The 22,122-nt window shown below is 65.2% G+C and carries 16 protein-coding genes and 3 pseudogenes (1 of these 19 only partly in view); 8 read left to right on the plus strand and 11 right to left on the minus strand.

From position 1 onward, the window contains the following. Positions 1–858, minus strand: a pseudogene (locus GEV06_23345) (TonB family protein); it reaches 60 nt to the left of the window's first position. A gap of 345 nt (positions 859–1,203) precedes the next feature. On the opposite strand from GEV06_23345, the gene GEV06_23350 reads away from it, so the two are divergent. Next, positions 1,204–1,626, plus strand: a complete 423-nt coding sequence (locus GEV06_23350; GenBank protein MPZ20818.1) for a hypothetical protein — start codon at positions 1,204–1,206, stop codon at positions 1,624–1,626. A 96-nt stretch (positions 1,627–1,722) separates the two neighbouring features. Here the strand turns inward: GEV06_23350 and GEV06_23355 are convergent, their stop codons facing one another. The 3 genes from GEV06_23355 to GEV06_23365 all read right to left on the minus strand — a co-directional run bounded on the left by GEV06_23355 (position 1,723) and on the right by GEV06_23365 (position 5,160). Next, on the minus strand, positions 1,723–3,033 hold the full coding sequence (locus tag GEV06_23355; protein ID MPZ20819.1) for a hypothetical protein: 1,311 nt from the start codon (positions 3,031–3,033) through the stop codon (positions 1,723–1,725). A gap of 44 nt (positions 3,034–3,077) precedes the next feature. Further along, positions 3,078–4,232: a multicopper oxidase domain-containing protein gene (locus tag GEV06_23360; GenBank protein MPZ20820.1), complete on the minus strand. Its 1,155-nt coding sequence runs from the start codon at positions 4,230–4,232 to the stop codon at positions 3,078–3,080. A gap of 151 nt (positions 4,233–4,383) precedes the next feature. Then, positions 4,384–5,160, minus strand: a complete 777-nt coding sequence (locus GEV06_23365) for a cyclic nucleotide-binding domain-containing protein (protein MPZ20821.1) — start codon at positions 5,158–5,160, stop codon at positions 4,384–4,386. Between the two features lie 113 nt (positions 5,161–5,273). On the opposite strand from GEV06_23365, the gene ric reads away from it, so the two are divergent. Further along, positions 5,274–5,990, plus strand: a complete 717-nt coding sequence (gene ric / locus GEV06_23370; protein ID MPZ20822.1) for an iron-sulfur cluster repair di-iron protein — start codon at positions 5,274–5,276, stop codon at positions 5,988–5,990. Between the two features lie 13 nt (positions 5,991–6,003). Here ric and GEV06_23375 read toward each other — a convergent pair. Beyond that, positions 6,004–9,413, minus strand: a pseudogene (locus tag GEV06_23375) (4Fe-4S dicluster domain-containing protein). A gap of 26 nt (positions 9,414–9,439) precedes the next feature. Next, positions 9,440–10,683, minus strand: a pseudogene (locus GEV06_23380) (NAD(P)-binding protein). A gap of 241 nt (positions 10,684–10,924) precedes the next feature. Between GEV06_23380 and GEV06_23385 the strand changes: the two are divergent. Together GEV06_23385 and GEV06_23390 are read left to right on the plus strand one after the other, a co-directional pair. Then, entirely contained in the window at positions 10,925–11,488 is a 564-nt protein-coding gene (locus GEV06_23385) for a hypothetical protein (protein ID MPZ20823.1), read from the plus strand. Between the two features lie 16 nt (positions 11,489–11,504). Then, positions 11,505–12,077, plus strand: coding sequence for a DUF3365 domain-containing protein (locus GEV06_23390; GenBank protein MPZ20824.1), 573 nt, complete (start codon positions 11,505–11,507; stop codon positions 12,075–12,077). 662 nt (positions 12,078–12,739) lie between these two features. On the opposite strand, the gene GEV06_23395 is transcribed toward GEV06_23390, so the two are convergent. Both GEV06_23395 and GEV06_23400 read right to left on the minus strand, forming a co-directional pair. Further along, a complete protein-coding gene (locus GEV06_23395; protein ID MPZ20825.1) occupies positions 12,740–13,081 on the minus strand; it encodes a hypothetical protein in 342 nt (113 codons plus the stop codon). A gap of 392 nt (positions 13,082–13,473) precedes the next feature. Beyond that, positions 13,474–14,043, minus strand: a complete 570-nt coding sequence (locus GEV06_23400; protein MPZ20826.1) for a hypothetical protein — start codon at positions 14,041–14,043, stop codon at positions 13,474–13,476. Positions 14,044–14,266: 223 nt separating this feature from the next. Here GEV06_23400 and GEV06_23405 point away from each other — a divergent pair, with 223 nt between their 5' ends. Continuing rightward, positions 14,267–15,028 carry a hypothetical protein gene (locus GEV06_23405; GenBank protein MPZ20827.1) on the plus strand — a complete coding sequence of 254 codons (762 nt, stop codon included), beginning with the start codon at positions 14,267–14,269 and terminating at the stop codon, positions 15,026–15,028. Here GEV06_23405 and GEV06_23410 read toward each other — a convergent pair. Then, the gene (locus GEV06_23410) at positions 14,973–15,455 is read right to left on the minus strand and encodes a sulfatase-like hydrolase/transferase (protein MPZ20828.1); all 483 of its coding nucleotides are present in this window, start codon (positions 15,453–15,455) and stop codon (positions 14,973–14,975) included. The two genes, GEV06_23405 and GEV06_23410, sit on opposite strands and share 56 nt — an antisense overlap. A gap of 65 nt (positions 15,456–15,520) precedes the next feature. Here GEV06_23410 and GEV06_23415 point away from each other — a divergent pair, with 65 nt between their 5' ends. Continuing rightward, positions 15,521–15,766 carry a hypothetical protein gene (locus GEV06_23415; GenBank protein MPZ20829.1) on the plus strand — a complete coding sequence of 82 codons (246 nt, stop codon included), beginning with the start codon at positions 15,521–15,523 and terminating at the stop codon, positions 15,764–15,766. 167 nt (positions 15,767–15,933) lie between these two features. Here the strand turns inward: GEV06_23415 and GEV06_23420 are convergent, their stop codons facing one another. Further along, complete coding sequence (locus tag GEV06_23420) at positions 15,934–17,736, minus strand: molybdopterin-dependent oxidoreductase (protein ID MPZ20830.1); 1,803 nt, start codon at positions 17,734–17,736, stop codon at positions 15,934–15,936. Between the two features lie 69 nt (positions 17,737–17,805). Here GEV06_23420 and GEV06_23425 point away from each other — a divergent pair, with 69 nt between their 5' ends. Beyond that, positions 17,806–18,138, plus strand: a complete 333-nt coding sequence (locus GEV06_23425; GenBank protein ID MPZ20831.1) for a hypothetical protein — start codon at positions 17,806–17,808, stop codon at positions 18,136–18,138. Continuing rightward, entirely contained in the window at positions 18,105–18,725 is a 621-nt protein-coding gene (locus GEV06_23430) for a hypothetical protein (protein MPZ20832.1), read from the plus strand. The genes GEV06_23425 and GEV06_23430 overlap by 34 nt, the downstream gene beginning before the upstream one ends. Here GEV06_23430 and GEV06_23435 read toward each other — a convergent pair. After that, positions 18,716–22,039 (minus strand): hypothetical protein, encoded by a 3,324-nt coding sequence (locus tag GEV06_23435; GenBank protein MPZ20833.1) that lies wholly within the window; start codon positions 22,037–22,039, stop codon positions 18,716–18,718. The genes GEV06_23430 and GEV06_23435 overlap by 10 nt on opposite strands. Positions 22,040–22,122: the final 83 nt, after the last annotated feature.

Here is a 22,122-nt window from a genome sequence, read left to right on the forward strand (position 1 = left end):
AGCCTGGTCGAGCAGTGGGATGGACTTGAGAACCCGCGCGTTCGTCACTCTGCCGTCGGTCCCAATGGTGGCCTCGATGATGACGATGCCCTGCACGCGCGCCGACTGCGCGATCTGCGGGTACTGGGGATCGACATGCCTGATCTTGCGAGGCTTCTTGATACGGCCACCGACACGCACCGGCTTTGGCGGTGGCGGGGGTGGCGGCGGCGCTGGAGGAGGAAGACCGCCCACAACGCCCCCCACCGTGCCGCCCGGAATACCACCTTCGACACCACCCGGTACACCGACGACGCTCGACGGCGGTGTCTCCGGGTTGATTTCGGATGGCGCCTCAATGGGCGCCGCGGCGGGATTGACCTCAACAGGCTTGACCGTGGCCGGCCGCGCCGCTGCGGGCGGTGGTGGCGGTGGGGGCGGCGGTGGAGGCGGTGGCGGCGGTGCTGCGGCGAACGCCATCATCGCGGGGGGCGTCGGCAGCGTGCCGGTCGCCATCAATGGAATGATCACCACGGCTCCGACGATCACGGCGTGGAGCAGAATCGAGATCGCGACCGAATATCGCTTGTTCGATCCCACCGTGATCGGCGGCTCAACGATGTCGCCGAACATCTCACGTGGCATCGGATCCTCCTCGTCACCCTCGTAGGGTTTCTGACCCTGCGGCAGGAGGGCCGATTGTCGCGACAGCCCAAGAAACGCTGGACGTATGTTTCCGCTGCGGCCGTCCAAGCCTACCCAGCTGAGAAGCAGGTCCCGTGCCAGCGTCAGCGTGAAGTCTTCCTGCCGCGCCGTGCTCACCTTCAGGGGCCTCGCGCGAACGGAGGCCGCGACGTTGACTGGTGGCTTGCGGGTCATACCACGCTGTCCCAATAGGGGCGGACGACCTTCGCGAGCCGCAGCCGTGCGGGCTGCCACCAACGCTGTTGGGGACCATTGCCCAGCCGCCTCGGGAAGAATCCCCCACGTTTGCGTTTACGTAAGAGCAAGCGCGGGACTCGCTGTGGAACGGTAGGCTGCTCAGGAGACTCACACTCAAAGCGAGACCGCGGAGTCAGTGGCCCGTCACTTGCATCGACGGCCGCTGCGATGGCTGAGTCTCATCACGTACGCGAAGGCACGACGCATGAGGACCGTACCCGGATCGCGACGCCCGCGCTCCTCAGGCTTCTCGGTAGCGCGCTAGTGGTCGCGGGATCGGTGATGATCGCTCAAGGACGCCGTGGACGGATCAGGATCAGACGGGAGCTTGAGGGGCAGAGAATCACGTTCCCGAGCTCGACGGAGCTGCCGGAGCACCTCGCGCGGTACGCGGGCACCCGGGTGCGGACGGCCCAAGAGGCCAGAATCTTCGCAGATGTGATCGCGGCGCACATCAAGACGGCCACCGAAGGGCGTACCTACGCCGAGATCAACGAGGCGTGGATCGCCGGCGCACGGAAAGACCAGCAGCTCGCGCAACTGCAACACGTCGCCTTCACCGGCGAGTGCTTGCGCAGTGCACTCATGGGCACGTACCTGGCCGGGCAGGTGACCTGTCTCGCCGCCGTGCTCGGTGGACTGCTCACCGGTATCGGCGCCGGCTTCGTCGCGATTGCGGCCGCGCTACGTCCGTCGCGTGGCTGACGTTCACACCACGAACCTGGCAATCTGAGGAATATTGCGGGGTGCACTGGGCAAATGTCCGCACAGGACGAGAAGATCGTCGTGGGCTAGGCCGGGCTAGGCCTGCGTCTCAGGATCATTCCTGGGCTGCGCGCGCCGGATGACGAGCGCGGCATGCGAGGCGTTAACGAACGTCGCACCGAGCAGGGACGCGGCGCCGAGGGCGACCAAGAGGTGCGGCTGTCCCATCAGGCCACTCATGAGCATTGGCAGGCCGACAAGCCACAAGAGGAAGACGACGAGGGCGAGCCGTGGCTCGATCAGCCGATGAACGGATCGCGCAGGCGGCACGCCGTGAGCGCGCCCCAATGATCGGTACCATGCATGCAGCGGGAGAAGCCGCCCCTGGATGCCGACCACCATTTGTGCCACGAAACCAACGATTCCCGCGGCGCCGTACGCCCACGTCACAGCAGGGGGTGCTGCGCGGACCGCAAGCCAGATCCCGAGGCTGGCCGCGACGAGCAGGTAGAGCAGGGCCACATGTGTCTGCCACGTGGACCAATCGTGGCGTGGCAGCTCGATGGGGCGTGGACGTCGCTGGCGCACCATCCGGCGAACCTGAACGAAGAAGGTGACGAACGCGCCCAGAACGCAGACAACCCAGATAGCCGGACGCGCGTCCCTGATCAGCGACCACGTGAGACCTAGCGTTCCGACCTCCAGCAGGACGGCACTGGCCGCCAGCCCTCGTCCGCGTGGCATCGCCGCTGGCAGAAACATCGGGATCAACCGATACGCCACCCCGAAGATCATCATCGTGGCCCAGCCGAGCACAGCGAAGTGTCCATGGGCGATGGCCAGGGACAGGGGCGACCAGGGCAGCTTCCCTGTCAAACGGTTGATGGCGAGCAGCAGCCCGAGGAGTCCGGCGGCCACCACGTTGGTGAAGGCCAGTCCAACATGAAGCGACACTCCGCGCGGCAGCCGCGAGGCGTACAGCGCCAGAATCGCGCGCACCCCGATGAACGCCAGCGGTCCGAGCACAAACAGGGACGCGCCGCCGACCAGCGCATACCGACCTGACCAGAATCCGACGACCATGCCGCACGTTCCTGTCCAGAACGACAGGCACGCCACCGCATCACGGCGTGTCGCGCGAAACGGCAGGCCGAGCACGAGCGGACCGACGATGTAGAAGGCCCCGAGAATCGACGCCGAGATCCATCCGAGCGTCACCAGATGCACGAGCGCCACGAGTCGCGGATGGTAATGGAAGGTGCCCGGGAGATCGGGCCGGACGATGAGCGCGGCGAACGCAAGCGCCAGCGCGAGGTGCGCGCCCGCGAAGTAGGCGAGCGGCAGGGTGGGAGCGGGAAAGAAGCGACGACCGGTCGAGGTGCTGGTCGCCGTGCGTTCGAGACTCACGTTCATCTCACGGCTCCCAACCGTAAAGCGCCAGAGTGCTGCGCTCAATGCTGCATGGTCGGCCGGCGTTCAGTCGTTTGCCCTGAAGGCGAGCGCACCTGGAGATACCCAATGGCGCCACGCTGCGCGTCGGCAAACTCATGGTCGACCAGGATGTAGGTGCCTTCCTCGGGCGCGATGAGCTCGACCACGGCGCCGTTGCTGGCACCAAAGGGCACGGTCTGCAGGCCGGTCCACTCGTTGCGCGGATTGCCCTCGAAGAAGACGCGGTCGAAGATTGCCCCGACCATGTGCAGGCTCGAGCCATCTGACGGTCCGACGTTCTGGACGTAGAGGCGGACGCGCTCGCCGACGTTCGCCACGAGCGGCGACTGGGTAAGCGCTTGTGTGTGTCCGTTGAACGCCACCTGCGACGGCTGTTTCGCGATCGCGCGGTCGAAGTCGAGCACGTGCAGGTCGCCGTCACTCGGCTTCAGATAGAACTCCGACTGCACAACCACGTAGTGACGGTCCACCAGGTCGTCAGTCGGGAATCCTTGGCGCGGGCTGACGACCACCACGCCATACTGCCCCATCGCCAGGTGCATGAGCACCGGTGCGACACCGCAGTGATAGAGATACACGCCGGGATAGTTCGCCACCCACTCGAAACGGATGCTCTCGCCAGGCTGGATCATGCGCCATTTGTCGTTCGGCGCGACGGTGCCGGCGTGGAAGTCCATGGAGTGCGGCATCGGCGCCACGGCCGGCGTCGGCTTCTGGAGCTTGTCGCGCGGGAGGTCGCGGAGGAACGGCGACGCATCGGCCGACGGTTTGGTGACCGTCACCGCCGTGTCGCTACGATTCTTCATCGTGAAGACCACGCGATCGCCTTGACGCACGTGCAGCACGGGGCCGGGCACCGTGCCGCCGAATGTCCACGCCTGGTATCGAACGCCCGGCGCGACCTCGATTTCGGCGGCGACCACGTCGATCCGCACGTGGTGCGTGGTGTTGCCCGCCTGAAGCGGTGCGAGCGCCGGTGCCCGCGTCACGTTGCGCCCGGTGACAGGCGGGCCGTTGTAGTCCTCCTGAAACACGATGGCCGGCGCCGAACCGAACACCTTGGCGTCCGGTGATTGCCGCGGCGCCGTCTCGGTCCTGACCAGCAGAACGCCCGCGACAAGCGTGGCCACGCCACCGACCACGGCCAGGATCATGACTGTGCCCAGGCTCGGATCTCGCATGACGTGTGTCTCCTTGACCGGCGTCGCGCTCGGGGCGATCCTTCGCTCCGCACGGTCATGACCACGTTACCGAATACTCTGGGCAGGTGCTTTGCGCTGGCGCAACGTCGGAAGAGAAAGGCGATCAGTCATCGTCGCTGCGCGACAGCGTTTCGAGGCCGCGGGGTGAGCGTACGAGTAGGCGGCGGCGTTCGGAGCGCAGCAGGCCCTCGGCTTCCCATTGCGACAGCGTGCGGCTCACCGTGTAGAGGGTCGTGCCCGTGAGCGCGGCAAGCTCCTGCCGGGTCAACGGGTGGCTGATCAGAATGCCATCCGGCGTGGGCTGGCCGCACTGCCGCATCAGGCGGAGCAACGTGTGGGCCAACCGCTGGCCAACGCGATCGGTCGTCAACTCCCGGACGCGCGTGAGCGCATCGTTCATGTGCCGCGCGATTTCGCGCATGATGTTCGTGCGCACCACGGGGAAGCGCTCGAGCAGCCGCATGAGCACGTCACGCGGCCACGCACGCATGCGCGTCGATTCGACTGCGAGCGCCGTCACCGGATAGTCGGCCTGGTCAAGGGCCACAATGCCAGCAAATGGCTCACGGGGACCGACGAAACGCACAATCAGCTCGCGACCGTCGGCCGTCACCTGCACGAGCTTCAAGAAGCCAGTCTCAACCAAATAGAAGCAGTGCGCGGGCTCACCCTGCCGGGCGAGGGTTTCCCCGCGCCGCACCTGACACGCAAGTGACTCACTCAGCCATGTCGCGCGCTCGTTCTCGGTGAGGCCGTCGAAGATGCGCGACCGACTGAGATCGGACGGTGCGTCCGTCTGCATATCTGCCCGGCGCCCGATCGAGGGGTCGGGCCTACAAACCCTCGTGCGGTACGCTCGCCCTAAAGGTCGGGCCCTCATGCACCGACCTGCTACTGCAGTTTGCGCTGGATCAACGACAGGGTCCGTGATGGGCCGTACGCTGATCAACGGAAAAGGCGTCGGCACTGCTTGCCACCGCGAAAGGCCCCATTATGGATATCACATGCGAGACCACCGTCGCCGATGTGGCGACCCTCCACCCGGCCACCATCAAGGTCTTTCAGCAGTATCACATTGATTTCTGCTGTGGAGGCAAGATTCCGCTCGCTGACGCGTGCGCTCGCCACGGCGTCAACCTGGAGACGCTCCTGGCCGACTTGCGCGCAGCGATGATCACGCCCGCGGAGACCACCCAGTGGGAGGACGCGACGCTCACCGACCTCATCGCGTACATTCAACAGCGCTACCACGTTCCACTGCGAACCGAGCTGGGACGTCTCTCGGCCATGCTCACAACAGTCGTCAGCCGCCACGGCGAGCGCCTTCCAGAGGTCTTAGTGCCACTCCAGGCAACATTCGAGCGCTTCCAGTACGACCTGATCGATCACATGCACAAAGAAGACAACGTGCTCTTCCCAGCCATTACGGCGCTCGAAGCCGCGCACAACGCAGGCGAGAGCCCTGGTGGGAGATGGACCGGGATCGACCAGCCCATCCAGGTGATGGAGGCCGAGCATGAGGCGGCCGGTGTGGCCCTGGCGACGCTGCGGGAGATCACGCGGGGCTATGCGCCCCCGGAAGACGCGTGCCCAACGTTCCGCGGGCTCTACCACGGCCTGGCCGAGCTCGAGCGTGACATGCACATCCACGTGCACCTCGAGAACAACATCCTCTTCCCTCGCGCGACCCAGCTTGCACACGTGACGTGACCCTGCGCGTGGCTCAGGAACGCACCTCCTCCTGCCAGAAGGGATGGAACCTCGTGCCGTCTCTTGCGGCGATGTCCTCGTAGATGCGGTAGCGCTCGTCGACCGCTGCCTGTGCCTGGCGCATTAGCATCCGCGCATCCTCGGGCCGGGTCTGCGTCAGGATCCGGTAGCGGAGCTCGCGATAGGCGAAGTCCTCGACCGCCAGTGTCGGGCGGGTGCTGTCGAGGCGGAAGGGATTCAGGCCGGCCTGGCGCATCCGGGGATCGTACCGGAACAGCGGCCAGTATCCGCTGGCGACGGCCCGGCGCTGCTGCTTCATCCCGTCGCGCAAGTCGTATCCGTGCGCGATGCATTGGCTGTAGGCGAGGATGAGCGATGGCCCTTCATACGCCTCGGCGTCCCGCAAGGCCTGGATCGTCTGCTCCGGATTCGCCGCTAGCGCAATCTGTGCGACATAGACATGGCCGTAGGCGATCGCCTGCAGCGCAAGATCCTTGCGGGGCGTGCGCTTCCCGGCGGCGGCAAACTGCGCGGCGGCGCCAAGCGGCGTGGCCTTCGATGCCTGGCCGCCCGTATTCGAATAGACCTCCGTATCCAGCACCAGGATATTCACGTCACGCACCTGTGCCAGCACGTGATCCAGGCCACCGGCGCCGATGTCGTACGCCCAGCCGTCGCCGCCCACGATCCAGAGGCTCCGGCGCACGAGATACTCGGCCACCGCGAGGAGGTCCCTGGCTCGAGGCTCGGTCGCATCCGCCAGCGCGCGCCGGAGCGCCTCGACTCGCTCATGCTGCGCCACGATTTCGCTGTCCGTGCCCTGCGGCGCCTCAAGGATCTCCGTCGCGAGCCCCGCGCCGATCTGTTCCGCCAGCGCGCGGACGAGCGACCGCGCCACTGCGACCTGCTGGTCCACCGCGAGCCGCATGCCGAACCCGAACTCCGCGTTGTCCTCGAAGAGGCTGTTGCTCCAGGCCGGACCGCGCCCATCGGGGCCCGGCCCCCAGGGCAATGCCGGCAGATTGCCGCCATAGATCGACGTGCAGCCGGTAGCGTTTGCAATTTGGAGCCGATCCCCGAACAGTTGCGACAGCAGCTTGAGATACGGCGTTTCGCCGCAGCCCGCACAGGCACCGGAAAACTCGAAGAGCGGGCGCACGAACTGCACCCCGCGGGCCAGGTGCAAGTCCACTTGCGACCGCGCGTGCTCCGGCAGCGTGTCGAAGAAGGTAAGCGAACGCCGTCCGGGCTCGACGAGCGGCCGCCGCTCATGGAGATTGATGGCCTTGATGGTTGGCTCGAGCGGATCGTGCGCCGGGCAATGATCGATGCAGACCCCACAACCCGTGCAGTCCTCGACCGCGATCTGCAGGGTGAACCGCTGGTTCGGATAGCCGCGCGCATTGACCGGCGCTGAGAGAAAGTCGTCCGGGGCTCCCTTCAGGAAGGCCGCGTCGTAGCATTTGGCACGAATGACGCTGTGCGGGCACACGATGGCGCACTGTCCACATTGGATGCACAGCTCCGGCTTCCAGACCGGCACCTCGAAGGCAATATTCCGCTTTTCGTATTGCGTCGTGCCGCCGAGGTAGCTTCCGTCGATCGGCATCGCGCTCACTGGGATTTCATCGCCGCGACCGGCAAATTGCAGCGCCGCGATCCGTTTCATCTGGTCCGGCGCGTCCGCCGGCACAAAGACACGGAGCTCTTCCGTCGAGGTTACAGATGCCGGTACGGCCACTTCATGCAGGTGATCGAGCGCTGAATCGACGGCGGCGAAGTTCCTCTCCAGGATCGCAGGCCCTTTGTCGCCGTACGTCTCCTCGATGGCTGCACGGACGGCCCGGATCCCTTCCTCGCGCGGCAACACGCCACTCATCGCGAAGAAGCAGGTCTGCAGGATTGTGTTGACCCGCGGCCCGAGGCCGAGGCGCTGCGCCACCCCGCTCGCGTCGATGACGAACACGCGAAGATGCTTCTCGACCATGTGCTGTTGCACCGGTCGGCGCAAATGATCCCACACGGTCGCCGCATCGTATGGGGCGTTGATGAGCACGGTCGCGCCGTCACGGGCGTGCCGCAAGACATCCATCTTGTCCAGGACTTCGAAGTGATGCACGCCGATGAAATCGGCTGTTTGCACCAGGTACGGGGCCGCAATCGGCACGTGACCGAAGCGGAGATGACCGATCGTCTCGGCGCCAGCCTTGTGGCTGTCATAGACGAAGTAGCCTTGCGCGTGAACCCGGTACGAGGACGTTCGCTCGTCAGGTGATCGAGCACCGCCTTCGCCATGGCTGGTGTGAAATCTTTGGACGACAGGCCATACCGGCCACCGACGACGAATGGAAGAGTGGCACGGGTGCCGCGTGTGAACGCGTCCGCCAAGGTCCGGGTGACGTCGAGACAGAGCGGTTCCGCCGGGGCGCCTGGCTCCTTGGTGCGGTCGAGCACCGCAACGCGGCGCACGCTGGCGGGCAGCGCCTCCAGAAAGCTCGCCTTCGACCATGGTCGGTAGAGCAGCACCTGCAGCACACCCACACGCTCCCCGTGCGCCGTTAAGTAGGCAACCGTCGCACGCAGCGTCTCGGCCGCTGAGCCCATGACCACGACGACACGCTCGGCGTCGGGATGGCCGTCGTAGCGGAAGAGGTCATACTGACGGCCGGTCAGCGCGGCAAAGCGGTCCATGGCGCACTGTACGACCGCGGGTGTCGCGAGGTAGAACGGGTTCACTGTCTCGCGCGCCTGAAAAAACGTGTCTGGGTTCTGCGCGGTCCCTCGTGTCAGGGGCCGCTCCGGGCTCAAGGCCCGCTGGCGGTGCGCCCGCACGAGCTCATCGTCGATCATGGCGCGGAGCTGGTCGTCCGACAGCATCACGACGGTGTTGACTTCGTGCGAGGTGCGGAACCCATCCATGAAATGGAGGAACGGTACCCGCGCCTCGAGCGTCGCCGCTTGCGAAACCAGCGCGAGGTCGTGCGCCTCCTGCACCGATCCCGCGGCCAGCAACGCGAAGCCGGTGCTGCGGACCGCCATGACATCGGAGTGATCGCCGAAGATCGAGAGGGCCTGGGTGGCGACCGAGCGAGCGGCGACATGGAAGACGCACGGCGTCAGCTCGCCGGCAATCTTGAACATGTTCGGGATCATCAGCAGCAGGCCTTGAGAGGCGGTGAAGGTGGTGGTCAGGGCGCCGGCCTGGAGCGCGCCGTGCACGGCGCCCGCGGCGCCACCCTCCGACTGCATCTCCTGCACGATCGGCACCGTCCCCCACAGGTTCGTCCGGCCTTCCGCAGCCCATGCATCGGCCAGCTCGGCCATCGGCGACGAGGGGGTAATCGGGTAGATCGCGCACACATCGTTCGTGCGATAGGTGACCTCGGCGACGCCCGCGTTGCCGTCGAGAGTCCTGCGCGCCATGACGCGTTCCCTTTCTGTCGCGCTCCTTACTCGCGCAGCTGAAACCGGTGTGGCGCGAGGGGCTCGCCCAACGTCCCAAGCGGCGCCGCGGCGGCCGAGGGGTCGGCCTGCATCTCGATGGCATGGCAGGGGCACTGTTCGAAGCAGATGCCGCAGCCGGTGCAGAGGTCCGGCTCGACGCGGTAGCCTTGCCCAGGCCCGAGACGCGTGATCGCTTGCTCGGGGCAGGCGGCGAAGCAGGTGTCGCACTCGAAGCAATTGCCGCACGACAGGCACCGCCCCGCTTCGAATCGGGCCTCGTCTTCGCTCAAGCCATGGACGATCTCGTCGAACCCGACCCGTGCCGCCGCGGGGACTCTCGACTCCTGACGGCGCCCCGCCTCGAGGAACAACGGCAGGTCGAGCATGTCGAACGGAATCGAGGGATTCTTGGCCGGTCTCTGGTACGTCGCGCCCGAAGCCACGCATCGATGTGCCGCGCGGCGCGCTTCCCGTGGCCGACGGCGACCGTGACCGTGCGCTCGCTCGGCACCATATCGCCGCCGGCAAAAATGCCGGGGTGCCCGGTCATCATGTCGTCGCCGACGATGACCGTGCCATCCGCGTCGAGCACGAGGCCCGGTACCCGTCGCAGAAAGCCGGTGTCCGCCTGCTGGCCGAGCACATCGTCGACTTTGTGATCGAGGACAATCCGGACACCCATGCGCTCAATTCCCTGGATTTCCTTCAGGAGGTCCGCGCGCGGCAGGCGATATGCGGGAATGCCGACGTGCAGCATGCCGCCGGGAACAGGGCCAGCCTCGTGGATCTCCACGGCGTGGCCCAGGCGGGTCAGATGATACGCGGCCGAGAGGCCGCTCGGCCCTGCGCCCACGACGAGCACCCGTTGGCCGCTCGGCGCGGCGTCGACCGGAAGCGGCCAGTCCTCAGCGGCCGCCAGATCACCGAGGAAGCGCTCCACCGCATGGATGCTCACGGCCGCATCGAGCTCGGCGCGATTACAGTGTGTTTCACAGGGATGGTAACAGACGCGTCCGTGCACCGCCGGAAGCGGATTGTCTCGCACCAAGCTCTCCCAGGCGTGGCGGTACTCGCCAGCCTGCGCCAGCTCGAGCCAGGCTTGCACGTTCTCCCCCGCCGGACACGCCGCGTTGCACGGGGGAAGATGAGGAATCCAGCTCGGCAGCTGGCGTCGCTGTGCCCCCGTGCCCGCGGCTATGACCGGCGTTCGTGTAGCATCGGCTTGCTTCAGCGGCACAGTACCCCTGATCACCGCGTGAGCAGATCCTGTACCAATGCGATCTTTAATCTCTTTTGTACGCCCGTGACGTGTGCCATTTCCGAGGACTGAGGAATATTGCGGGGTGTACTGCGGAAATCTTCGCAGAACGTTCCCGTGAGGGGGGAGGGACCGGTCTTGGGTTCCTCACCGCTCATAGAGGTGATTCCGCGCACTTGCATTGGCGTCCAGCCTATCAGTACATTGTTGGCGTCACCCTCGAGCAACGGCCATGCGCGTCTTGAGTGCGCTTCGTCGAGATCATTACGACATCGAAGCTATGCTGGCGGTCTTTGAAGCCGCGGCGCGTCGACTCCAAGAGGGGCGCTACGTCGGTCCGGAGATGCTGGCAGGCATCCTCCGATTCTTCCGCCAGTCTGTCTGCGAATGCCATCACGAGAAGGAAGAGGCAGGGCTCTTCCCACTGCTTCTCGCAAGCCGACGAGAAGCAGAGTTAGTCTGCGCCTTGACCGCTCAACACGCGACTCACCGAGCGATGTTCGAGCAAACCACTCAGAAGCTGAAGCTATTGCAGCAGAAAGACGCGGGAGCTCGCGGTACCTTCATCGTCCACGTCCGAGAATGCGTCGCGAGCGTCCGTGAGCACGTAGGGCGTGAGAACCGGCTCTTTGACGAGACCGTGGCCGCACTGCTTACGGCAGCTCAGGATGAAGAACTGTCATCCACCTTTGGGAGCATCGAGCGGGTCACGATTGGCCCGACAGGACGCGAGTGGTACAACCAGGTGGTCGCCGACTATCGTGACATCGTGTCAACCCTGGGGCAAGTGGCCTGACGTGCGGTAGGCAGCCATGAAGCACATCGCAATGTTACCGCTGGTCGTCCTGATGGTCTTCCTTCTTCGAGTCAGTCAGACCACGCTGCCAGAGTATCGTGAAGTACGTGCGGTCGTCGCGACGATCATCGGGGATACGCGCGCCCTGCTCGAGAAAGAGGTCGCGGCCAAGGGCGCCGCAGGAGCAATTCCCGCCTGTGGTACCGTCGCGCTCGGCCTGGCCACACGCCATGAGGCAGAAGGCTGGCGTGTCCGCCGGGTGAGTCTCAAGGTTCGGAATCCGGCGGACACACCCGATCGCTACGAAACGACGGTTCTGCACCGGTTCGCGGTGCTCAAGGCGGAACGTCAGCTCGGCTCCGGCCATGAACACGCCGAAGTGGTCCAGGAGGACAGCCGCCGCTACCTGCGTTACATGCGACCGATCTTCATTGGATCACCCGTTTGCTTGCAGTGTCACGGTCCATCCGAGCACCTCTCGCCTGAGTTGAGGAATCAGCTTCAGAAGCTCTATCCCGACGACCAGGCGACGGGCTACGAGCTGGGGGATCTACGCGGCGCGGTCAGCGTGAAGATTCAGCTGAAATAGGAGCTGTCCGCAGCGCGGATGCTGCTCGCCATATCGCGCAACGTCACGCGTCATGTCTCCCTCCTACTGCGTGACCGTTCACACCCGTTGCACGATGCCCCGCTGCCGACTCGACAGGTTCGGCAGGCGGCACACGGTACTTTCCCACCCCCCAACGGCCCGGTGGCCATCACGCAATCCAGGATGCCGCGCCGGGCGGCCGCGTCAAGGCTCGCGCTTCGCGCGCCCGGCGGTGTTCAGGTGAGCGACGGGCCCAACACCAAGCCGATCACGAATGCGACGATGAGCCCCGATCGTGCTCCGGCTTCCGCGTTGTTTCAGTCGGCCTTTACCAACTGGTGCCCGATGATGGCGCTGCTGAGACGCGCCGGTGTCCGAGGTCGACACTGCCGCTGAACATGGCTCGGCAGCGCGCTGTCGGCCTCAAGGCTGCGTTAGGCGATCACCTGTTCATGCGAGAACTGCGGAATCCCGGCGCGCTGAGAGGCATGCTCGACCGTGATGATTTCTCACTACCCGATTTTCAAATTGCAGATTCCTGATCGAGCGGTCGCGCGCCCTTTCGGCCGCCCGTCTGTGCATCGACTGCGAACCGGCTGAGGAGCGAGGCGAACGACCGAGCAGACCACGCGACGAGCTCTCCACGTCCACCGCTGCGCACGTCAGCGCTCGTCGGCGACGGCAAGGGCTGGCGATGATCCGCTGGGCCGGATCTCGGTATGCCGGATCTGGCCGCCGAGATTCGCCGTCCACGCCAGAACAGCCGTGGTGATGATCAGCACGATCGCCGTCGTGCCGAGGAACCGTGTCGGAAGGACCGGATTCCGTCGCAGGAGAAACAGGCCGATGAGTCCGAGCACACCGAGCCCCTCCACCCCGACGAGGGCACCCGCGGCCCACGTCTCATGTTGCTCGATGAGTGCTTCACTGACGCCGGCCAGATGCTCGATGGCTTCCTCGGCTGGCTCGCCGGAGAGATAGACGGGAACGGCAAGCAGTGCCACGAGGACGAAGCCCCCACAGGACCGTATCGATGTCCACGTCAGCCGCGTACGGCGTACGAAGGGTCTTCGCCTCCGACACTGAGCCTCCTCGTGCGTTGCGCGGGCCGCGCGCCATTCGTGAAGAAGCAACAGCTGTGCCATCAGCAATGACACGGCGCGGTCCTTGCACAAGCTCCAAGTGAGGCGCGTGTGCCGGGCATCGACCGGCCGCGCGAAGAGCCCATGATCGAGATCAAGCAACCACGCTGAACCCCGCGACCGTATGCAGGATGGGTCGGCCCGCCGAGGAAATCCTCCGATACGCCGACGAGGTTTTGGCCCTCCGCGGGCGCACGAGCGTGTGCCGAATCATGGGGTTTTGGATTCCGCAGATCCTCGGCGAGACCGACGCTTCAGTCTTCACGTCGTCTTGCCAAGGGGGCCGCCGGCTTCGTCAAAGTAGCTTCGATACCCCGGTCCAGAACGCCAGGCGGGCTTGCCGCACGCCGTGCCCCTTCGGCTCCGGTTGCGAACATCGGCTGCTGCCACCCCTCGGACCGTGCTTTCTGACGCGTCATCAGGCGTCGCCGTTTCGGTTCTGCGTCTGGTCCGCCGGTTTTCGAGACCGCCCCCTGGTCAACGGCGTCCTGAAGACGACGCACTTCCTTGAGAATCCGCATGAAGCGCAGGCCGAACGGCGTCAGTTGGTATTCCACTTCAACGGGAGGCTTCTCACCGACGACCGTGCGCTGCACGATACCGAAGGCGGTCATCTTGCGCAGCCGCTCGTGCATCACCTTCGCCGACAACCCGGGGCAGGCCCGGAGAAACACACTGGGACGGCGGTGGCCTTCGGCGCACAGTTGGAGGAGATGGATCGACCATTTGCACCCGACGATGCTTTCGACCATCGAGGCGACGCGAATGGAGCGGCCCTCCGGCGATTCGCGTCGAGCACCACTCAAGGAGTCGTCCTCAACCATTTCGTAACTACCTTACCGAAAAGTGCATCCTTGACAAACCCCTAAGCCGTGTGCACTCTGCGTGAGATCTTTGACCGGAAATTCGCAAATGCCACCAGCTAGTACTAGAGGCTAATCGCTGATCCGAGCAATCGAAAGGATAATAATATCGCGCTTTTCCACCACTTGACAGACACGACCAAGGCAGACTTCATTCCAGAGCCAACCAAGATGGGAGTACGACATGTCACGTCTCATTACGGTGTGTCTCCTGCTCATCGCCACCGTGTCACGTGTCTCTGCGCAAGCCACCTCGGGCACGATCACGGGGGGAGTGCGGGATCCTGACGGCGCTGCGGTTCCCGCCGCTACAGTCGACATCACCGAGGTCACGAAAGGCGTCACCTTCAGTACCAAGACGAATGACCTCGGCTATTACACCCACGCCCGCGTCCCGGCCGGAGAGTACATCCTGACCGTAGAAAAGGCGGGGTTCAGGGGCTTCATTCGGGAGAGCGTTCTGCTGTCGGTCGACTCCACGGTCCGGGTAGACGTGAGCCTGACTTTGGGTGAGGTGAACGAGGAAGTGGTGGTGAGCGCGGCTGCTCCTCTTCTGAGAGGGGAACGCGCCGACGTCAGCACAACGCTGGAGAACCGGTTGATCACACAGGTGCCGACCGTCGGCCGCAACGTGGCGAATCTGCAGTTGCTCGCGCCAGGCGCCATGAGAGACGCGGGCCAAGTCGGCCTCGCGGAGAACCCCCAGGGGTCGGTGTCAATCAGCTCAAACGGCCAGCCCAACGGCGCTCGCAGCATGCAGCTCGACGGGGTCGACAACAACGAGAACGTGCTGGGCGGCAACGTCGTCATTCCGACGCAGGAGTCGGTCCGAGAGTTCAGAATCACCACCTCGACCTGGGATGCCGAGTTCGGCCGGGTGGGTGGCGCGCTCACACAGGTCGAGACGAAGTCCGGCACCAACACTCGTCCCGGCTGTCCTGAATGAAACGGACGGCTTCCCGCCGGAAGAGATCGGTCGCATACATCCCCTGGTCGGCTTTCGTGCGCGCATTGTTTCTGAACATCGAGTGCACGCCGTAGCGCTCGTGGGTGTAATCGTCGATCCCATTGTTCCCATGCCCGTAGAAGTAATCGAACCCACGTTGGAGCGGGAGAAAGCGACGGGCCTGACCGAGGTCCCACTTCCCGATGACGGCGCTGGTGTATCCCGCGGTCTTGAGCGCGTCGCCAGCGGTCTTCTCGCGCGGATCGAGCCCCAGCGTCATCTCCGGCGACATGGCGTATTCCAAAGCACTGTACCGGTGCCCGTAGTTCACCATGTCGTTGCGGATCATCTCGTAGACCCCGTTCCGCTGCGGGTATCGTCCGGTAATGAGACCGCTCCGTGACGGCGTGCACACCGACGCGGTCATATAAAAGCTGGTCCCGCGGTCCTCGACCCGCTCTTCCAACGGGCGGAGGCGCACCCGATATCACGATGGAGCTGGAAAGCGAGGAGGCGATCGAGCGCATGATGCGGACTTCCGGCAACGCCGGCGTGCTCACGCACCACCGTGCGACGGCCAGCGGATTCCGCTGCCTGCGCCTGAAAGAATCCGAGATCGCGTGTGACGTCTGGCTCGTCTCTCCTCCCGAAGACCGCCTGCCGCATGCCGCTCGCGTGTTCTGCGACCGTTGCAGGCATGCTTCACGGCGCCACCGTGCGTCACGGCGCAACGGCTAACCGCAATCCGGCGATGAGTACGACACCGACGAGAGCTGGCATTACATCAACACGGCCCGGGCCGTATACCGCCTGACGGGCAAGCCGGAGCATGTGGGCTACCTCAATCACCGCGCGGGTCACACGCCGACACCAAAGGCAGTGTCATTCGCGCTCGAGTGGCTGAATCACTTCCTGAAGCCGTGAGCGACGGCGACCTTCCGGGGCCACTGCGAGTTGTCCTCACGCGCGCTGATGAGCGCTGACCGCTCCGGCTGGATCCGGCCGCACGAGTCAATCGCGCGCGACACAACCGTATGAATGCCCGGTGCGGCGTCGGTCCACTCGAACGTCCAGAGCGACCAGGCGTGCGGATCTCCTCGGCGCTCCAGCGTCGCGCTCCTCCACGGCTGGCCGTCGATCTGCACCTCCACGCGCTCGATGGCGTGCGGGCCGCCCCACGCCGCACCGGCAATTCGGCAGCCAGCGCCCGCGCGGTCAACGCGCGCCGCCACCGACTTCAACCGGTTTCGGCTGATCGAGGTCTCGAGCACGAGGCCGCCGCGACCGCTCTGGATCGAGTGGTAGTTGCGAGCCATGTGGCGGCCCTCGTAGCGACGGTCCAGCACGAGGATTCGGTTCAGCCACTTGACCTGTGTCATGCCGTACCAGCCAGGCAGCACGAGACGAAGCGGATAGCCGTGCTCCGGCGGGAGCGGCCGCCCGTTGAGCTGCAGTGCGAGGAGCGCATCGCCTTCGAGGGCGTCCTGGATGAAGATGCTGCGGCCGTGGGGCGCGGCCAGCTCACGGTCTCCCGCCGGCCATTTCGGCTCGAGCTCGATGTCGACGCCGAAGAACACCACCTCGCGCGCTTCGGGCAGAATGCCACACTCGCGCAGCAGCGGCCCGAGCTGAGGACCGCTCCACACGCCGTTGCTCACCAGCCCGTTCATGATCCGGGAGTGTCCGGTGTTCCCGGAGCACTCGATCGTGGCGGCGACGCGGCGGGCCGGCAACGCCGCGAGATCCGCATAGGTGAGCGTGCGCGCGCGGGCGACCGATCCCGTGATCTCCAGCCTCCAGTCGCGCACATCGACCTGGACGACCGGCTTGGTCTGGTGAAACGTGAAGAAGCGCTCCGCCGGCGTCTGCCAGCTCGTCAGCGTTCGGAGGTCGAACAGCTTGACACGAGGGCCGGATGCCTGGAGGTCGACCCGAAACTCAGCGCCGTAGTCCACGAACGCCACCCCCTCATCTGCGGGCCGGGAGAAGGGCAACAACACGATCGATGCGAGCGCATTCCTGCGCGTGACGATCATCCCGCGCACCTCGAGGTTAGAATCCTGGGCACGGTGTTTCGAACCATTGCAGCCATTGCGTTGGGCGTCCTCGTTGGCTTCTCTGCCGGGCAATCGCAGGAGCTCGGTCTCGGCCGCATCGATTTTCCCACGTCGGAGTCCGGCCGGGCACAGCAGCGCTTCCTGCGCGGTGTCGGCTTTCTGCACAGCTTTCAGTATCGCGAGGCACGGGATGCGTTCCGCGCCGCGCAACGCGCCGCTCCCGCGTTCGTCATGGCGTACTGGGGCGAGGCGATGACCGACAACGAGCCCTTGTGGTTCGCGCAGGACATCGCCTCCGCGCGCGGCGTGCTCGAGCGGCTCGGCCCGACGCCCGAAGCGAGGCGCGCGAAGGCGCCCACACCACGAGAAGCGGCCTACTTGAATGCAGTCGAGATCCTCTACGGGAACGGCAAGAAAGAAGAGCGTGACGTGAAGTACGCCGCCGCGATGCAGCGCCTGCACGCGCGCTATCCAGACGATGACGAAGCGGCTGCGTTCTTCGCCCTCAGCCTCCTCGGTACATCCCACGAGGGGCGGGACGTTTCCACTTTCATGCGCGCCGCCGCGATCGCCGAAGAGATTCTGACCAACAACCCGGAGCACCCCGGGGCGCTCCACTACGCCATCCACTGCTACGACGACCCGGCTCATGCGCCGCTCGGATTACGCGCCGCACGTGCGTATGCGAAGGCGGCCCCGGAGGCGCCTCACGCACGGCACATGCCCTCCCACATCTTCTTCGCGATGGGGATGTGGAATGAGGCAGCGCAATCGAATGAAGAGGCGTTCGAAGCGTCGAAGCGAAGCGCCGAACGTACGGGCCGCGAGTTGGAATCTGGAGGCTACCATGCGCTCTGGTGGCTTCAATACGCGTCCCTGCAGCAGGGCCGATTCGCCGATGGGCGCAAGGCACTGGAGACGATGGAGCGACTGGCGGCGGAGCGGTCCACACCGCTGGCGCGCTTCCATGTCGTGCAGACGCGCGCGATGTATGCGCTCGAGACAGGCGAGCCCTACGAGTGTCGACGAACGTGGCGGCGCCGGACCGGCTAAGCTTTGCGGCGCACCATCTCGCCGCGGGATTGAGCGCGCTGAATCACGGCAAGCGCGACGAGGCCACGCAGGCGCTCGCCGCCATTCGCACGATATCGGGCAGGGTGGGATCATGGCAGGACGTGCGTCAGATGGACCACATGCATCCCGTCGATGCGCAGGCGGTTTCAATCATGGAGCGGGAGCTCGCGGCCATGCTGTCAATGACCGACGGCCAGAGCACCAAGGCCCTCGAGCTGATGAGGGCCGCTGTGGCAATTGAAGACAAGACGCCGTACGAAGCCGGACCTTCGTCTCCACCCAAACCGGCGCACGAGCTGCTCGGCGAGATGCTCCTGTCGCTCGGACAGCCGCAGCTCGCCCGCGTGCAGTTCGAGCTGGCGCTCCGGCGCGCGCCGGCGCGTGCTCTGTCGCTGCTCGGGCGTGCACGCGCGCTCGCAGGCATGGGGAGCGACGCCGCCGCACGCGAGACCTACCTGCAGTTGCAGCGCATGTGGCAGCGCGCCGACCCGGCCATCGTCAAGGCATTGGAGCAGAGCCTCTCACGCCTGCCAAGCGCACGCGGAAGCGATAGATATCAGAACTGAATTCGGAAGCCGACCTGAAACTGCCGCTCCTCGCTTGCCGTTGAGATCTGCCCGAAGGAGCTGGCGTTCACATTGCCGTTCGGGTTACCGAACTTTGGTGTGTTGGTGAAGTTGAACGCCTCCATGCGGAGCTCCAGCGTCGTTCCTCCGGTCAGGCGAAAGATGCGAAACAGCCCAAAGTCCCAGTTCACCCGCCCGGGGCCGTACAGCGAATTGAACCCCGCCGTCCCGAAGCGTGGCTCGGTGACCGGCGCGAAGGCCGTCGTATCGAAATAGGGCTGTCCTGGTCCAACGCCGCCGAGAATCTCCACCTCCGGCTTCACCTGGTCGGCACGTTGCGTGTTGCCTGGCGCGTTGAGCGCGTTTCCGGACGCGGTGATGGAGAACGGGCGGCCACTCATCACCGAGATAATGCTGTTGGTCTGCCAGTTGCCGAGAATGGTGGACCATACGCCTGGCTCGTTCAGCCACCGCTGGCTTCGGCCGAACGGCAGCGCGAGGATGTTCGTGATCTGGAGGTTGTGCCGGCGCACGAGGCCGCTGACGGAGCGGTTCAAGTGGTAGTACTCCGGAATCATGATCCGGACCGTGCTGTCGCTGCGATCCAGCCCAGAATCGCTGATGGCCTTGGCCCAGGTGTAGGCGGCCGTGAGCGAGAAGCCGTCGGAGAAGCGCCGCTGAACATGCGCCTGCAGGGCATCGTAATGGCTGTTGCCCACCGGTGCCACCTCGCGCGTGTCGGCGCTTCGGCCGAACCGCTCGAACAGCTGGCGCCCCGCCTCACCACCGCCGATGGGCGCCCAGTTCAACTGGCGATACCCGAGCTGATGAATCTGCCGTGAGCCGACATAGGCGAGCTCTCCCACCCATCCCGCGAAGAGCCGGCGCTGCACGGTGAGGTTCCATGACTGGATGTACCCTCGCTCCAGCTCCAGCGGTATCGTCTGCGCCGAGACATCTCCCGGAATGGGAATGACGCCTTCTCCGAGACCGGGCGCCTCGATGGGAGGAATACCATCGCCCAACCGCGAGACGGGCGACAGTGAGCTCGGGGCCCGCACGACCAGCTCACTGAGCACCGGATGGTTCGTCCTCAGCGCACGCGCCAGCGAGTAGGGATCCCAGGTCACGCCGAAGCCACCGCGCAAGACGAGGTCGTTCGTGGCACGGTACGCAAAGCCGAGCCGGGGCGCGAACAACGTGAGGCTGCCTTCGACATCGAGGTCTTCCGGCACATCGCCGACGCCGCCGACGTAGATGCGATCATCCTCCGGGTTGTAGCGCTCGAAGCCGCGACCCGCACGGGTGGGCATCGGAAAGTACTCCCAGCGAACGCCGTAGTTGACCGTCAGCTTCGGACTCATCGTCCAGCGATCGCGCGCATAGAGGCTGTAGCGCCATGTGCGTGTCGTGAACGGAAGCACGTTGAGCTGATTCTTGCCGACGAGTGTGGGCAGGCCGAGCAGAAAGCTCGCCATGCCGTTGACCTCTGACGTCGTGTCGCTGACCAGGGCGCAGCCGCCGCTCTCGTCTGACTCCAGGCAAGCCGCCGTGGGGCCGGTCCCGAACTCGAAGAGGCCGCGCGCACCCGTCGAGGCGCCTCCCTGGAACTCCGGCTGCGTGTGGTTCATCTGCTCCGCGTTGATGTCGGCGCCCCAGCGAATCTCGTGGCTCCCGGCAAGCTTGGTGAAGTTGGTGCGGAAGGAGTACTGATTGTCATTCCGGTAGTAAGGGGTCCACGGCTCTTCCGTCCCCAGCGCGTTGTAGCCGCTGATCTGGAACTTCGGCCAGCCGCTCTGGAACCGCTCCGGTCCGTTGGTGCCTGGGAGCTCGAACACCGTGAGCCCGTAGTTCTCACCAATTCCAGGCTGCTCCACGTTCGTGTTCTGCCGCGTCCACCCCCAGAAGGCGTCCATGAGAAGCGTCGGCGCGAAGATGTAGTTCACGCCCGCGCTGATGCGGTTGTTGTAGCCCCATGTGTCGCCGGCGTTGCCCGCGCCGACGCGCGGGCCGTCCATGTAGCCCTCGTCCCGGCCGAACGCGGTGATGTGCTTGGATCGGTGGTGCGCGTAGTTCCAGCTCAGGAACGCATTGAGCTTGGCCGTCGCCTGCCAGGTGACCTTGTTGTCGAGAGACCAGCGGTCGCCAGCGAAGGGTTGGCTGGCGAAGAAGTTGTTCGATTCCGGGTCTTCCAGCCCTTCCAAGTTCGGCAGCGGCGTCAGCTCGAGAATCTGCTTCGAGATCGGATCGGTGCGGTCGGCTGGGATCGTGTTGTTCGGGAACGGGAGGCGTCCCGTGCCGTCAGGCTTGCCGGTCTCCGGATCGTAGATGATGGTATCGAACTGGGAGAAGTCCCCCGACCGGACGGCGGCCGAGGGCAGCGACAGGAGGCGGTTGCCGTTGTCGCGCTGGAGGATGGCGCCAAGACTGCTGAAGAAGAACAACCGGTCACGCGTGAGGGGACCACCGAGCGTGCCGCCGAATCGATTCTGAATGAGCTTGTCCTTCCCCCGGCCTTCCGGGCGGAAGTAGTCGCGCGCCTTCATGTGTTGATTGAAGTGGTGCTCGAACAGCGAGCCGCGGAGCTCATTCGACCCCGTCCTGGTCTGAACGTTGATGATCGCGCCTCCGGCCAGGCCCTGCTCCGCGTCGAAGCTGTTGGTCACCACGTTCACGCTGTCAATGGCTTCCAGGGTCGGCACGATCGCGGACCGGCCCACGTTCCAGATGTGAGCGTTGGTCGCCCCATCGACGTTGGTCGACGTCGTCGACGTGGTGGTGCCATTGACGCTGAACGCCACGGATCCCGACGGATTGCACCCGCCCAATCGTCCCGGGCGCATGTTCTGATCCGCCTCGAATCCAGGGATGGTTTGCAACAGGCTCTGGTAGTTTCCCGCGAGCGACACGGGCAGGTCCTCGAACTGCTTCGTCTCGATCTCATGGCGGATCTCGCCGCGATCCGTCTGCAGCTGCGCCGCTTGGACCCTGGCGGTGACGGTAACCTCCGACGAGACGCCAGCCACTTTCAAGACGACGTCGCGCCGGACGGTGCTGTTTTGTGCGACGACGACCTCCTCCGCGATGAAGCTGGTGAACCCCTCCATCTCCACGGTGATCGTGTACGTACCCGCCACCAGGTTGGAGAGGCTGTAGGCCCCTGTCTCGTTCGTGCGCACGCTGCGCGTAAGATTCGTCTCCTCGTTGACGATCGTGACGTCGGCTCCGGGCAGCACAGCCTGCGTTTCTTCGGTCACGTTCCCGACGAGCGATCCATACAGCACCTGCGCCGAAACGCCTGCCGGCGTGATCATGAACACTAGCCACAATGTGAACGCGGTCTCTAGTGTCCCGTAACAGTGATTCGTTGCATAAGTCCCGGAGCGCGGCGCCCGGC

Origin of the sequence: Luteitalea sp. (genome assembly GCA_009377605.1) — a bacterium.
Lineage (GTDB): Bacteria > Acidobacteriota > Vicinamibacteria > Vicinamibacterales > Vicinamibacteraceae > WHTT01.